Origin of the sequence: Lachnospira multipara LB2003, from assembly GCF_000702205.1 — a bacterium.
In the GTDB taxonomy this organism is placed as follows: Bacteria; Bacillota; Clostridia; order Lachnospirales; family Lachnospiraceae; genus Lachnospira; species Lachnospira multipara_A.
The window spans coordinates 430,425-445,366 of record NZ_JNKW01000001.1; the positions used below are offsets into that span (position 1 = coordinate 430,425).

The following is a 14,942-nucleotide window of genomic DNA, read 5'->3' on the forward strand; positions in this document are numbered from 1 at the left end:
TGTACAAAAAATATCATCTAGTGCATTTTTTCTTTTGTCTCAAGTCGTACAATTTCTTTTTGATATTTTTTTATCTCTTCTTTTAGATTCTCTATCTCTTTATTAGCTGCATCCTGCTTAATTCCCGCAGCTATAAGTTCATGCTTTAAATCATAGATTTCCTTATCTTTACGCTCTAAATCTTCTCTAATTGTATCTCCTAAATTCTTAGATTTAAAATAATCATCTGCTATATTTAGAAAAATTAAAGTCGACTTTATATCAGAAGATAATCTACTAAAGCCATCTTCCTTACTAAATTCATCTAATTTATTATTAATATAGGATGCAACTTTTTGAAGATATTCTTCGCTTTCATATCCTCCAACAGTATATACTTTTCCGCCTATAACCACCTGTGCAGTGTGCTTTTCTTCCATATTAAGTCCTCCCTATATTGGGTTTATATTTTCACAATTACCTTAAAATAATTATACTGTATTTTTTAAATACAATCAACATTTATTATATAATAAGTATTATGAATGCTCGTTCATTTTTCTTCCAAGAATATCATAGGCTTTCTTCGTTGCAACCCTACCCCTTGGTGTTCTATTAACAAAATTATTCTGTATTAAATATGGCTCATATACATCTTCTAAGGTGTTGCCATCTTCACCAATGGATGCTGCAAGGGTATCAATTCCAACAGGTCCGCCCTCAAACTTATCAATAATTGTTTCAAGAATAAGTCTGTCATTTTTATCAAGGCCTGCTCTATCCACATCCAATAAATCAAGAGCATAGTCGCATACATCCTTAGTTATTACACCATCATATTTAACCTGAGCAAAATCTCTTACTCGCTTTAAAAATCTATTGGCAAGTCTTGGTGTACCTCTTGATCTTCTTGCAAGTTCAAAAGCACCCTCCTTATCAATCTTAACCCCAAGCTTATCAGAGCTTCGAATAATTATTTTCTCCAATTCACTTTCGTTATAATATTCAAGATGTCCTATTACTCCAAATCTATCACGAAGGGGCGCAGATAGTAAACCAGCTCTTGTTGTAGCCCCAATCAAGGTAAATTTAGGTAATTTAAGTCTTATGGATCTAGCTGTTGCGCCTTTACCAATCATAATATCAATTTCAAAGTCTTCCATAGCAGGATATAGTACTTCTTCTACCTGTCTATTAAGTCTATGAATCTCATCAACAAAAAGCACATCGCCCTCACTTAAATTATTAAGAATAGCAGCCATTTCCCCTGGTTTTTCAATTGCAGGACCAGAGGTTACCTTAATATTAACTCCCATTTCATTGGCGATAATGTTAGAAAGAGTGGTTTTACCAAGTCCTGGAGGTCCATAAAAAAGGCAATGATCAAGGGCATCTCCCCTTTCTTTAGCAGCTTCTATATAGACCTTTAGATTTCTTTTTATCTTCTCCTGTCCAACGTAATCTTCCAAATATAGGGGACGTAGAGAGCCTTCTGTTTTTACATCTTCTTCAGTTATCTGTGTAGAAATTAATCTTCTCTCCATTATTTTTCCTCTTTAAATTTATTTATTAGTAAGGTTTTTTAAGGCCTCACTAAGAATCTCATCTGAATTTTTACCTGTAATATCCACAAGTTTAACAGCCCCAATAGCTTCCTTTTGAGCAAACCCAAGGGCAACTAATGCTTCAATTGCATCGTTTTTAAGCATTAATTCATCCCCGCCAGATTTAGCCTTATTAATGTTAATAAATGCTGTTTCTTCACTTTCAAGCTTAATCTTATCCTTAAGTTCAATAATAAGCTTTTGAGCTGTCTTAGCTCCAATACCTGGTGCAGCTTTTATAGTAGCCACATCATCTGATAGTACAGCATATCTTAAATCATTACAGCTAATTGTAGAAAGAATGCCAAGAGCACCCTTTGGGCCAATGCCATTGACTGTTATAAGCATCTTAAAGATATTCAAATCATCCCTTGATAAAAAGCCGTATACATTAATAGCATCTTCTCTAACATAAAGGTAAGTATAAACCTTTATTTCCTCACCAATACTAGGCAAGCTTTCAAGTACCGTTGCTGGAACAAAAATATTAATTCCAATACCGTTATTCTCTACCACTATTGTATTTCCAATAATCTCCTCTAATTCTCCCTTAACATAAGATAACATAATCTTCTCCCTTACATTTCTTTGCTAAGACAATAATTTACAAAATTCCTTGCAGTTCTACCAGAAAATCCACCATGAGAAATTTCCCACTTATTAGCTTCTAGTAAAAGTTCTTCCTTACTTAATTTAATATTGTTGTCTTTAGCAAGCTCTAATACTATATCTTCATATTCAAATTTACCTGGTTTACCGTAATAAATCTGACATCCAAATCTATTAACTAATGAAAGCTTTTCTTCCATGTTATCCGATTTATGAATACCATTATCCACTTCAACATCCGCTCTATCTTTCCAAGTCTCTTTAATGATATGGCGTCTATTAGATGTTGCATAAATAAGGATATTATCAGGCTTTGTCTCAACGCCACCTTCAATTACAGCCTTAAGGAATTTATATTCAATTTCAAATTCCTCAAAGGATAAATCATCCATGTAAATTATAAATTTGTAATTTCTATTCTTAATTTGCGAAATGATATTTGAAAGGTTCTTAAATTGATGCTTATAAATTTCAATCATTCTAAGGCCCTTATCATAATACATATTAACAATTGCTTTAATTGATGTTGACTTACCAGTTCCGCTATCGCCATAAAGTAAACAATTATTAGCCTTTCTTCCCATAACAAAACCTTCAGTATTCTCAATTAATTTCTTCTTTTGAATCTCATATCCAACTAAATCATCAAGAACAACATTATCCATATTATTAATTGGAATTAAACTAAAGTCTGTGCCATCACTTGTTTCCTTAATTCTAAAGGCCTTATTTAAGCCATACATACCAACACCATATGCCTTATAAAAATCCGTAATTATATTAAAGAAATCATCTCCAGATTTTGCAGCCTCAAGCTTTTTACTTACAGATTGAACCTTAGTTGAAACATTGGCATTATACATTAGCTCACTCTTCTTAATTGATACATAATTAGATATTACACTAAAGCAGGAAATATCAAGTTCTTCCTCAATCTTACTGAAATCGTAATTAAAAATATTATAGAAAATTTCAAAATCCTTTTTAGCAAAAATATTAACACTTCCAGTCTCACTTGCTCCTTGGTTCTCACAAGTAATACTAAAAGGATTCTCAGTAGTAATTAGTAAAAATGCGACATAATTGTGCCATAAATTATTATTGAATCCATAATCAGTTGCAACTTCTAATAGTCTTCTTATCTCGTTGTTTATTCTTTCTATTAATTCATCCTTGTTGTAATTTTCTAAAGAAAAACTCTTGAAAATATCAGACATCTTATAAAGAATGCTGTCTTTGCTTATGTTACTGTAAATCAATAATTTACTAACTTCCCTGTACATTTTTCTTTCCTTTCTTTAATCGTCTTTCATAAGAAATTATATAGGCAATAATAAGTATGATTCCTATTATGCTTATTATCTTACCTTCCTTAAATAGCGGAGTATTATAAACCAGTTTAATAGTATGTTCGCCCTTTGGAACATATATGGACATATAAGTTAAATTGCCCTCAAAAACACTTGTCTTAACTCCATCTATATAAGCTTCCCAACCACGTGAATATGGTATAGAGAAGGTAAGTAATCTATCAGAATCCGCATCAAGAGTACCACTAACCTCATCATTAGCTATTGTAATATCTGATAAGGAGTATTCAGATAATTTGTTAACGTAACTTGAAACCTTATCTGTCTCCTGACTCATAATCTTAATGTCATCAAAGGAATAAATACCTACCTTTGGGAAGGTAATTGTAATTGAATTAACTACATCATTGGAATAACCCATATTAACACAAAAATCCTTCTCCCCATTATAGTAACTATAATTTGGTGTAAAATAACGCATATTCTTTACAGAACCATTAGATGCCACAAGATTTAATTCCACATTAGATGAAGAAATCTTATGGAATAACCATTCACTAAAAATAGCGCTTTTTTCATAATATTCTAAATTATCCCAGCCTTCCTTATTGTAATTATCATTAGGATCATATTTAGTTTTTCCCTTATAAAGATCATAAGTTGTGGCATAGTCATAGTCCATGCCATTAATTACAAAATAAGTTTCTGTATTTTTTCGACCATTAAAAGTAAAGGTTACACTAGCACCAGCCTTAGTTATTGTAATATTGTCATCATTAACAATGGCATCCTTTGAATCTGGACTTGCAACAAAATCCAAAGATTCGCTTGAAAGTCCGATTTTTTCATAAAATTCATTTAAAGAATCCTTATCATCTACACTTTTAATGCCTTCTATATTCTTTAATTTATTGCCTTCACTATTACTTACAATTAAAGAATTCATCATTACTTCCTGAAGTTCAACTCCATTAAGATTTCCTAGCTGATCTTCTGTCACAAAGGAATCATAAGAATAAGCAAGGGGAAGTGCATTAACATTCTTATAAATCTCATATCCTAAATACTTTCCAATATAGACAAATCCATTAGGAATCTGCACATTATCTGTAATATCTACCACATAATACATAGTTGAAGATAAAGCTAAAAGGAAAGTTCTATCATCATATCCAGCATATTTATGTGGAAGATCCGTATTTAGCGTAAGTCCTAGTCTTGATCTAAATCTTGACACAAATTGGTTAGTAAGAGTCCAATAATACTGTGAAGATGACAAGTTATAAAGCATATTAGAATTGTAATCAAGTTTAGAACCTGTATATCTAATAAAGGATGTATCCAAATTAGAATTATTAAGGAAAGTAATCAATGCCTGATTTTCATTACTATTAAGCAAAAATCCTACATCATCACTTGATACACATTCCTTAATATAGCCTTCTCCTGAAACAGAATTCTTATAAAAACTATTAAGAGCAATACTAATAATTGCCACAAGAAGTATAAGAATTTCTTTACTTTTTTTGTTTATAATCGGTGTCCCATTTTCATTTTTAAAAACTGGAATAAGAATAATAAGAAGTACTAAACCAAGCATAAGCTGAGTTAATGACTTAGTATTTCTAGCATATTCTATAATTATACAAAGGCCCATATAAACAACCATTACAACTAATATAATAAAGCTTTCTTTAACCTTTATATTAATTAAGTCATCCCACATTAAACAAATTGTATATGCATTCAACAATGCAAAGGCAAAGCACCATCTATTACACATATATGACATTCCATTTAAAATTTGACCAAATGCAGGAATAAGCATTATTACAAAAGAAATTCCAAAAACAAATTTAACGAATCTATTTTTAGGCTTAATAAATAATAATATAACAGCAAGTAAAGTTGGAATTGCAAAACCCATGCAAAGCCAATAACTATCACCTTCTGATACATAATTAGAAATCATCTGTAAATAGTATTTAATTGGATAAACCAAATGAAATGGTGTACTTGTCTTAAAACGCGAATCTGAAAGAAAAGCATTTAAGACAGGCATTAGAATAATAGCTGCAACAAGCACAGCTAAAATTGAATTTAGGGCAATAGTACATATTATCTTTAGTATGATCTTTATGTCCTTTTTATACAAATAAATCAAACGAATAACTACATATCCAACTGTAAGTAAAACCTGCATATAAAAGAAATAAAAATTGCTTATTGCAGCAACAAAGACCGAAAAAATAAATAAATAGGGCCTTTTTTTCTTAATGATATGCTCTACTCCAAGAATGATTAAAGGAAAAGTAATCATTGGATTTAAAAAATATGGATGTCTTAAGGAATTAAGCATTCCCCAATAACAAAACACATATGTAATTGCACCTGTTAAAATACCCATCTTCTTAAAATTACCTGTGCTATATGTAAAGTAAGAAAATGCAAGTCCTGCCAAATATAGACGAAGTAAAATCATAAGCTCATAATATATATACATATAAGATGCTGGTATTAAGAATGAGAAAAATGCAAATGGATCTCCTATAACATAATAATTAAGGGTGTTTAATACATCTCCACCCTCACCAATAGCAAAATCCCACTGATTAAATTCTATTCTATGTTCAACAAAGAGCTTATAAAAAAACTCCCTTAGATACTGACTATAATATAATAGTGCCTTGTAGTGTTGTTCCCATCCATCTGCTTTCCAAATAAATGTCTTATCTGAAATGAAATTGTACATAAAAACAAGAACCATAACCACAAGAAAAACCAAGGTGTATAGTCCTAAATAACTAAGTATCTTATTTTTGCTTTTGTTTATTTTTAAAGAATCTATTCTAATCATGTTAATCATTGCCTTTTATTTATTATTATCAAATATGAATATCAGATATTTCCTATATTTTATCACAAGTTAGGTCTTAATACTAGAACAAATTATCGATTTTATATTTTTAGATTTTTGGAAAGTCACTAAAAAAGGGTATGAATCTATTCCTCTTCGCACAATTCTCTTGTACCATCGGTCGCTTTTCATTACGCCATTTGCAGATCCTATGAAAGAAGGTATTCAGGTCTATTCTTTAGATTCTACAAGATATGCTTATAATACAAGAGGGCAGTATGCAGTTGTGGTTGAGTAATATTTTCAGAAATAAGACCTTTGATTATTTAAAATATGAAAATGTGTAATAAATTGTAATAAATTATAATTAATCTAGAGAATTATGTATTTATATGATATAATTACTAAAGATATATTTTTATTGGTGATGAGATTTCTGGTTTTAGGGGACAGAGGATTATCCGATGAATAGAGTGAATAATTTTATAAAAAGCAATAAGTTATTAATTACAAATATTATTATTATAATTATAGGGTCTATTTTTGCGTCCATTATGTCTTACTCCTGTATTAAATCAATTATGAGAAAAGACGTGGCGAACACTACAAATGCATTATTTGATGGAATTTATGGAAATGTAAATGCCATTTTAACTTATCCTATTAATTACACTAAAGGAATGAGCAATGACTATCTATTGCAAAGCATTTTAGACAAAGAAGATGAAATGCCTGAGGATGAGTTTGAAGTAGTTATGGCGCAGTACCTTGAAAATATATGTAATGTTAATAACTGGGAAGCAATGTATTTAATTTCTTGTGATACTAATAAGTTTTACACACCTTCTGGCTTAGGCAAGGTTATAGATTCAAAAAATGATGAACAAGATGTTTGGTATGATAACTTTATTGAGTCTGGTTTAGAATATGGAGCAGATATAGCTTATGATATGTTAAATCCTGATGAGTACGTAATCTTTATTGATAGGAAAATGGAAGTCAATGGCGAGTTAAGAGCGGTGCTTAGTTGTGCAATCTATTTATCTGATTTAACGGATTTTATGAATTATTGCTATCAGGAATATGATGTGGAAGTCTATCTAACGGATACAGAGGGAAATGTAATTCTAGATATTAATAGCGTTAATCTTGTGGAATCCTATAAGGATAGCTATGAAACTGATATTTTGAATAAAGAAGAGCATATGTATACGGAGGGTGGCTATATTATTAAAAGTTATGTGCCAGATTTGGGCATGTATTTAGTGGTAAAGAATTCTAATTATACCTTGTCGGGAAAATTTATAAAGATATTTAGAGGCGCTGTTATTTATGTAGTTACTATGATTATGGTGCTTACAATTATGAACTTCTATCGTTTTAGAGAGGAGAAGGCGGTTTTAAAAAATAATATATATACCGATTTTTTAACACAAATATCAAATGTAAAGGGTTTGCAAACTAATATAAAAACCTTTATAAATGGCACAAATAGTAATAAAATTGGTGGTTCTATGTTTATATTTGATATTGATAATTTTAAGATGATTAATGATACTTTTGGCCACGCTAAAGGAGATGAGATTTTAAAGAAATTTGCTAAAGAGCTCTCTAAAGACTTTAGAGCCTGCGACATTGTAGGGCGACTAGGTGGAGATGAGTTTATGGTCTTTTCACCAACTCTTATAAATAAGGAGGCTATTGAAAAGAAGGCATTAGAACTTATTGATTTATTTAATTGGACCATTGAAGAGGAAGATAAGAAGGTGAAAATGTCAGTAAGTATAGGCATTTCGGCCTATCCTAAAGATGGCAATAGCTATGAGGAACTTTATAAAGCAGCGGATAAGGCGCTTTATTATGTTAAGAAACGTGACAAGAATGGGTATAGTATTTATGGAAGAGAATAAATCTTTTTATGTGGCAATATATTTCGCTTTTTAAAAACACTCGTATATTTGTTCGATTAGCTAAGGAAAAGGGCGTGTGAAAAAATGAGAAATCATTTTTTCACACGCCCTTTTAATTATATCTGCATCGCACATTCGCGCCAGTCAATTACGGGAACCTCGCGCATTTTAGTGCGCTTCGCGCTAGTGTTCATGTATAACTTTCTTTGGACATTTTTCTGCGCACATGCCACAGCCAACACACTTACTATAGTCAATAACTGCTACATTATCTACTACGTGAACTGCATCAAGCTTACATGTTTTTTCACAGATTCCACATCCAATACAACCTGTGCTACATACATCAATAACTGCCTTACCCCTATCCTTATTAGCACATTCAACTACGAATTTTCTCTTAGCCTTTGGCTTATATGGAATAAGTTCAATTAAGTTTCTTGGACAGATATCAACACACTTGCCACAAGCCTTACACTGTTCCTTATCTACCTTAGCAACTCCATTAATTACATGGATTGCATCAAATTGACATGCATCTACACATGAGCCATAGCCCATACATCCATATGTACATGCCTTTGAACCACCATTAGGTACTACGTTCATAGCTACACATTTTTCAACGCCTGTATAAACATAGTTTTCCTTAGCCTTATCACATGTTCCTGAACACTTTACAAAAGCTGTCATACGAACCGATTCTGTAGCTTCCTGGCCAAGAATTGCACCAATTTTTGCTGCAACTGGTGCACCACCAACAGGACAAGCATCAATAGCTGCTTCTCCTGCTGCAATAGCCTTAGCTAGGGCGTCACAACCTGCATATCCACAACCACCACAATTGTTACCAGGTAATTCATTTCTTACATCAATTTCTTTTTGATCTACTTCAACGTAGAACTTCTTTCCCATTACACCAAGGAAGAGGCCTAGAAGTAAACCAGTTATACTAACTACTGCAGCTGCAATAACTACTCCCATCTTATACTCCTCCTTTTATAGAATTCCTGAAAAGCCAAAGAATGCAATTGACATAAGTCCTGCTGTAAGTAGAACTATAGGCATTCCCTTAAAGCTTTCTGGAATATCGTTATATTCATTACGTTCACGAATACCAGCCATAATAATAATAGCAATAGCAAAACCAATTGCTGTACCTAAGCCAGAAATAACTGATTCAATGAAATTATAGCTATTCTGAACGTTTGTTAATGCAATACCAAGTACTGCACAGTTTGTTGTAATTAAAGGAAGATAAACACCAAGTGCTTCATAAAGCGCTGGACTTGTCTTTTTAAGTAACATTTCTACAAACTGTACAAGTGTTGCAATAACTAAGATAAATACGATTGTATTTAAATAAACTAAATCAAGTGGAGTTAAAATAAAATCATAAATAAGACTACAAATAGCTGACGAAATTGTAATAACTCCAATTACAGCGCCACCCATACCTGCAGCTGTGTTAATCTTCTTAGAAACACCAAGGAATGGACATAATCCTAAGAACTGACTTAATACAACATTATTAACAAGTGCTGCTGAAATAGCAATTATAAGTAAATTCATACTATGCCTCCTCCTTATCATCTAATGAACCTAGCTTGTGACCAAGTTCGTCTGTATCACCATCAAGGTAATCTGGAACCTTAGCAGGCTTCATTCCCTTGCTTCTCTTTACTCTATTCATAATTGCAACAAGCATTGCAAGCATGAAGAATGCACCAGGAGCTAAAATAAAGATACTTGCTGGTGTGTAACCAAACTTAGTTAAATCTACTAAAGCAGATGAACCTGTTGAAAGGATTGTTCCTGCACCAAGTAATTCTCTACAAGCACCAAGAATTGTAATAGCTATTGTAAAACCAAGTCCCATACCAAGACCATCAAATGCTGATGGAAGTGCAGGGTTTTTAGATGCATAGCTCTCTGCTCTACCAAGAATAATACAGTTAACAACAATAAGTGGAATATAAATTCCAAGTGAATCATAAAGTGATGGTAGGAATCCTTGCATAAGGAACTGAACCATTGTTACAAATGATGCTACAATTACGATAAATGCTGGCATTCTAACACCATCTGGAATAACTTTTCTTAAAAGTGAAATTACAAGGTTTGATAATACTAAAACCACTGTTGAAGAAAGTCCCATACCAATACCATTAATTGCTGATGTAGTAACCGCAAGTGTTGGACACATACCAAGAGTAAGTACAAGTGTAGGATTTTCCTTAATAATACCGTTATATAAACGTTCTACGCACTTATTCATTAGTTGTTACCTCCTTCAGCTAATTTTTCAAATACAGCAAGTGCTGCGTTAATTCCCTTAGTCATAGCCTTTGATGTAACTGTTGATCCTGAAATAGCATCTACTACTTCATCTCCATCAGTAGCACCTGTACCATCTGTAACTAAGCTAAATTTATTAGTAGTTGCACCCTTAAACTGATTTAAGAATGAAGGATCTGTCTTAGCTCTCATACCAAGACCAGCTGTCTCGCCAATTGCAAGAATTGATGTGCCAAGGAATTCTCCTTCCTTTGAAACACCTACAGAGAACTTAATATCTCCTGCATAACCATCATGTGCTACTACAGTAATTACATAACCTACTGTTTCACCATTTGACTTACCAGCTACAACTTCTGAAATATCATCCTTAGAAAAATCCTCAGATGCATTGCTTAAACATTCTGTAAGCCAAGCCTTTTGATCTGGGTCTTCTTCACTATATATAACTTCAAATTCATCTGCGCTTTCTAGTACTGTTTCATAAGCCTCTTGTTTTGCTTTTTCATTCTGAGCTGCAATTGGTTCCTTAGTTACCTGATAAACTAAACCAAGTAACACACCTGCAACTAATGTAATAATAAATAGAACTGAGGCATCTTTAAAAATCTTTCCCATAATTTAAGCTACCTCCTTCTTTTTCTCTGGCTTTTTCTTACCAAATGACTTTGGAACTGTTACCTTCTCAATTAAAGGTACAAGTAAGTTACTAAAGATAATTGCATAAGAAACACCTTCTGCAGAACCACCATACATTCTAAAGATGAATGTAAGGATACCAAGTAAACAACCAAATACTAACTTACCATTTGGAGTAATTGGTGATGTTACATAATCTGTTGCCATGAAAAATGCACCAAGAATTAAACCACCACCGCAGATTTCCTTAGCTAAATAAACACAATCAAAGTTGTGTCCTGGAGCTAATAAGAAAATAAGTACTGCAAATGTAAGAATATATGCAACTGGGATTCTCCAGCTAATAATCTTTTTGCAAAGTAAATAAATAGCACCAATAAGTAAGCAAATTACTGATGTTTCACCAATAACACCTGATGTAGTACCAATAAACATATCAAGTAGTTTTGGCTGACTAGCAACTACTTCTGCACCTGGCTTTAAGATTGCAAGTGGTGTAGCACCAGTGTAGGCATCAACAGCAAATGAATGCTTTGTTACAAAATTTGTCATTGGACCTGTGTATGCAATAAGTAAGAAGCATCTAGCACCAAGGGCAGGGTTCATGAAGTTCTGACCAAGGCCACCAAATAACTGCTTAACAATAATAATTGCAAAAGCACATCCTACAATTTCAAATCCCACATTAAGTGTTGATGGGATATTAAGTGCAATAAGTAAACCAGTAACTGCAGCACTTAAGTCAGATACTGTAACCTTTAAATGCATAAAATATTGATATACAGCCTCAATAGCTACACAGGCAACAATACCAACAATAATTCTAATTAATGCATCAAAGCCAAAATTATAAATACCAAATAGCGAAGCAGGTGTTAAGGCAATTAAAACATCGCGCATAACTGACTGAGTAGTTACCTTACTACGCACATGTGGATTTGTTGAAACGTTAAAAATCTCGCTCATGTTTTTATTCCTTTCTACTTCTTTCTTCTATTAGCAAGTACTGTACTTCTCATAGATTTAATCTGCTGAGTAAGTGGTCTCTTAGCTGGACATACATAAGAACAGCTACCACACATTACACATTCCATACCATCGAACTTAACAAATCCAGCCTCATCTCCACGAGATGCAAACTCTGCAAGCTTTGTTGGAAGTAAATGCTCTGGACATCCTTCTGCACATCTACCACATCTAATACATGCACTAGCAGATACCTTAGAAACCTCATCTTCCTTAAATACAAGAAGTGAAGAACTTCCCTTTACAACAGGTACATCAAGGCTATACATAGCAAATCCCATCATAGGACCACCAGAGATATACTTTTCTGGTTCTCCTACAGGACCGCCAGCAGCCTCAAGAAGCTGTCTATAGTTAGTACCAAGCCATACATAGAAGTTTCCAGGATTTTTAACTCCATCGCCTGTTACTGTACAAATTCTCTTTGTAAGTGGCTTACCTTCAATTACAGCTAAATAAATAGAAAATGCTGTATCAACATTATGTACGATACAACCAGCATCAGCTGGAAGCATTGATGAATTAATAGCTCTCTTAGTAGTTGCATAAATAAGACTACGCTCACCACCCTGTGGATACTTTGTCTTTAATTCGCATACTTCAATGTTTGGTTCATTAGCTACTAATTCCTTGATTTTTCTAATTGCTTCAGGCTTATTATCTTCAATAGCAATAATACCCTTAGCATGATCAAAAATCTTAAGAGCAACCTTAAGACCTAATACAACCTTATCGCCTTCCTCAATTAATCTACGATAATCTGAAGTAAGATAAGGCTCACATTCTGCACCATTAATAATGATATAATCAATATTTTCTGGATTCTTAGGTGATAATTTTACGTTAGTTGGGAAACCAGCGCCACCCATACCAACAACACCTGCATCTTTAATTCTTTCAAGAATTACTTCTTTTGTTAAGTCCGAAAACTCAAGTCCCTTATACTCTATCTCCTTATACTCTCCATCATTTTCAATAATGATAGAGTTACACTTGCCACCAGTAGCAAGTGTTCTTGGCTCGATAGCTTTTACAACACCTGAAACAGATGAATGAATATTCGCAGATACGAATCCGCCTGCTTGGGCTATAAGCTGTCCAGCTAATACGTAGTCACCCTTTTCTACAACGGGTACGGCAGGTGCTCCAATATGCTGTGAAAGTGGAAAAACCATCTCGCCAACAGCTGGGAACAATTCCTTAATAGGCTTATCCTTAGATAATTCTTTGCCATCGTAAGGATGTATACCTCCCTTAAATGTACACTTTCCCATGACATTCTCTCCTTTTTTTGTTTTTTGCTCTATTATTTTCGTTTGTTATAAATCAAACAAAGTCCTTAAACGAAAAATAACTCACTAAAAGCTCTGAAAAATAGAACTTTTGGTGAGTTAGATTTAGAGCATTTACCATTAATTTTCTTAATGATAAATTTTAACTAAAATCTCTTACTTGATTATTTTATATCATTAAGAAAAATAAATCTACTTTTTTTTGCATATATTTTCGTATATAATAGACAAAAAATGACATTTTCTTAACATAGTATTTTGTTAATTTTATATCAAGGGAGGCCAAAGATTGTATACTGTAGACAAAATTATAAAAGATAACAAGCTGATAAACTCTATCAATAACAGCCTTAAACATAAGGGCTTAGAAGCTGAAAATACTGTATTTTTAGATATAGAGACCACAGGTTTATCCTCTAGAAATTCCATGTGTTTTTTAATAGGATTATTACATTTTGATGGAAATAATTTCCTAATAACTAATTTATTTTGCGAAAAATATGACGAAGAATTTTTAATGTATCTAACACTAAATGCGATTTTAAAATCAAAAAAGAATTTAAGTCTTATTAGTTATAATGGAGATACTTTTGATATTCCCTTTATAAATAAAAGAGCCCATATGCTTGGACTAGAAAAAGACAATTTTCTCTTACTTAATGAAGACTTTAATTCCATCGACCTTTTAAAGCACTTTAGGAAATACGCTAAATTACTAAATTTAGAGAATCTAAAGCAAAAGACCATAGAATCTAGTCTATCAATCAATCGTACTGATTCTTTTTCTGGCAAAGAAGTTATTAATCTTTACAAAGAGTTTATTGCCTTTAAGGATATAGAAAAAAGAGATCTTATACTTCTTCATAACCAGGATGACTTAATTGGCATGACTGCCCTTTTAGATGTGCTTAACTATTCTGATCTAGCAAAGCTAGAATTAAAGGATGAGGATATTAGTCTTTACAATACACAAGATAAACTTCACATAACTGCCACTCTTGATTTTAAGCTATTAAAGGACCTTGATTATAAAGATTCATATTTAGAATTAAAAGTTACAAATAATAATCTAGATATTAAAATAAACATTGTAGAAAAAAGTCTAAAGCACTTTTATAGTAACTATAAGGATTATTACTACATTCCATCAGAGGATAAGGCTATTCATAAATCCGTTGCCACTTATATTGATAAGGATTTTAGAGAAAAAGCAACTAAAGAAAATTGTTATGTAACTCTTAATAGCCAGTTCTTACCAGTATTTAATATAGATTCCGTAAATCTAACTTTATTTAAAGAGGATTATTCATCAAATGTCTTTTTTATTCAAATGTCTGATTTTTACAAAATAGCTAAAGGAGAATACATTAAAGATATTCTAGAAAGCACAATAGAAAAGATGCGAAAGAAATAACTTT

Annotated in this window: 13 protein-coding genes; 2 read left to right on the top strand and 11 right to left on the bottom strand. The window is 32.4% G+C overall.

What is annotated here, in order from left to right:
* Positions 1-17: 17 nt before the first annotated feature.
* From zapA to T537_RS0102035, 5 genes are all read right to left on the bottom strand, one after another.
* Entirely contained in the window at positions 18-419 is a 402-nt protein-coding gene (gene zapA / locus T537_RS0102015) for a cell division protein ZapA (protein ID WP_031555991.1), read from the bottom strand.
* Between the two features lie 99 nt (positions 420-518).
* Complete coding sequence (ruvB, locus tag T537_RS0102020) at positions 519-1,523, bottom strand: Holliday junction branch migration DNA helicase RuvB (protein WP_031555993.1); 1,005 nt, start codon at positions 1,521-1,523, stop codon at positions 519-521.
* 18 nt (positions 1,524-1,541) lie between these two features.
* Positions 1,542-2,150, bottom strand: a complete 609-nt coding sequence (gene ruvA, locus T537_RS0102025; RefSeq protein ID WP_031555996.1) for a Holliday junction branch migration protein RuvA — start codon at positions 2,148-2,150, stop codon at positions 1,542-1,544.
* Between the two features lie 11 nt (positions 2,151-2,161).
* On the bottom strand, positions 2,162-3,475 hold the full coding sequence (locus tag T537_RS0102030; protein WP_031555999.1) for an ATP-binding protein: 1,314 nt from the start codon (positions 3,473-3,475) through the stop codon (positions 2,162-2,164).
* A complete protein-coding gene (locus T537_RS0102035; protein WP_031556003.1) occupies positions 3,459-6,359 on the bottom strand; it encodes a YfhO family protein in 2,901 nt (966 codons plus the stop codon). The genes T537_RS0102030 and T537_RS0102035 overlap by 17 nt, the downstream gene beginning before the upstream one ends.
* Before the next feature lie 593 nt (positions 6,360-6,952).
* On the opposite strand from T537_RS0102035, the gene T537_RS0102040 reads away from it, so the two are divergent.
* Complete coding sequence (locus T537_RS0102040) at positions 6,953-8,269, top strand: sensor domain-containing diguanylate cyclase (RefSeq protein ID WP_197018729.1); 1,317 nt, start codon at positions 6,953-6,955, stop codon at positions 8,267-8,269.
* A 183-nt stretch (positions 8,270-8,452) separates the two neighbouring features.
* Here the strand turns inward: T537_RS0102040 and T537_RS0102045 are convergent, their stop codons facing one another.
* Genes T537_RS0102045 through rsxC form a run of 6 tightly spaced genes read right to left on the bottom strand, consistent with a single transcriptional unit; the run spans position 8,453 to position 13,506 of the window.
* The gene (locus T537_RS0102045; RefSeq protein WP_031556008.1) at positions 8,453-9,253 is read right to left on the bottom strand and encodes an RnfABCDGE type electron transport complex subunit B; all 801 of its coding nucleotides are present in this window, start codon (positions 9,251-9,253) and stop codon (positions 8,453-8,455) included.
* Between the two features lie 15 nt (positions 9,254-9,268).
* Entirely contained in the window at positions 9,269-9,841 is a 573-nt protein-coding gene (gene rsxA, locus T537_RS0102050; protein WP_027438193.1) for an electron transport complex subunit RsxA, read from the bottom strand.
* A gap of 1 nt (position 9,842) precedes the next feature.
* Complete coding sequence (gene rsxE, locus T537_RS0102055; protein WP_027438194.1) at positions 9,843-10,547, bottom strand: electron transport complex subunit RsxE; 705 nt, start codon at positions 10,545-10,547, stop codon at positions 9,843-9,845.
* The gene (locus tag T537_RS0102060) at positions 10,547-11,185 is read right to left on the bottom strand and encodes an RnfABCDGE type electron transport complex subunit G (RefSeq protein ID WP_027438195.1); all 639 of its coding nucleotides are present in this window, start codon (positions 11,183-11,185) and stop codon (positions 10,547-10,549) included. Before T537_RS0102060 ends, rsxE begins: the two co-directional genes overlap by 1 nt.
* A gap of 3 nt (positions 11,186-11,188) precedes the next feature.
* Entirely contained in the window at positions 11,189-12,172 is a 984-nt protein-coding gene (locus tag T537_RS0102065; RefSeq protein WP_027438196.1) for an RnfABCDGE type electron transport complex subunit D, read from the bottom strand.
* Positions 12,173-12,186: 14 nt separating this feature from the next.
* A complete protein-coding gene (gene rsxC / locus T537_RS0102070; RefSeq protein WP_027438197.1) occupies positions 12,187-13,506 on the bottom strand; it encodes an electron transport complex subunit RsxC in 1,320 nt (439 codons plus the stop codon).
* Between the two features lie 307 nt (positions 13,507-13,813).
* Between rsxC and T537_RS0102075 the strand changes: the two genes are divergently transcribed.
* Positions 13,814-14,938: a ribonuclease H-like domain-containing protein gene (locus T537_RS0102075; RefSeq protein WP_031556013.1), complete on the top strand. Its 1,125-nt coding sequence runs from the start codon at positions 13,814-13,816 to the stop codon at positions 14,936-14,938.
* Positions 14,939-14,942 lie beyond the last annotated feature (4 nt).

Coding starts and splice junctions, on each gene's coding strand:
- ruvB (WP_031555993.1), bottom strand. CDS start 1,523: ATGGAGAGAAGATTAATTTCTACACAGATAACTGAAGAAGATGTAAAA.
- rsxA (WP_027438193.1), bottom strand. CDS start 9,841: ATGAATTTACTTATAATTGCTATTTCAGCAGCACTTGTTAATAATGTT.
- zapA (WP_031555991.1), bottom strand. CDS start 419: ATGGAAGAAAAGCACACTGCACAGGTGGTTATAGGCGGAAAAGTATAT.
- ruvA (WP_031555996.1), bottom strand. CDS start 2,150: ATGTTATCTTATGTTAAGGGAGAATTAGAGGAGATTATTGGAAATACA.
- T537_RS0102065 (WP_027438196.1), bottom strand. CDS start 12,172: ATGAGCGAGATTTTTAACGTTTCAACAAATCCACATGTGCGTAGTAAG.
- rsxC (WP_027438197.1), bottom strand. CDS start 13,506: ATGGGAAAGTGTACATTTAAGGGAGGTATACATCCTTACGATGGCAAA.
- T537_RS0102030 (WP_031555999.1), bottom strand. CDS start 3,475: ATGTACAGGGAAGTTAGTAAATTATTGATTTACAGTAACATAAGCAAA.
- T537_RS0102060 (WP_027438195.1), bottom strand. CDS start 11,185: ATGGGAAAGATTTTTAAAGATGCCTCAGTTCTATTTATTATTACATTA.
- rsxE (WP_027438194.1), bottom strand. CDS start 10,547: ATGAATAAGTGCGTAGAACGTTTATATAACGGTATTATTAAGGAAAAT.
- T537_RS0102035 (WP_031556003.1), bottom strand. CDS start 6,359: ATGATTAGAATAGATTCTTTAAAAATAAACAAAAGCAAAAATAAGATA.
- T537_RS0102045 (WP_031556008.1), bottom strand. CDS start 9,253: ATGGGAGTAGTTATTGCAGCTGCAGTAGTTAGTATAACTGGTTTACTT.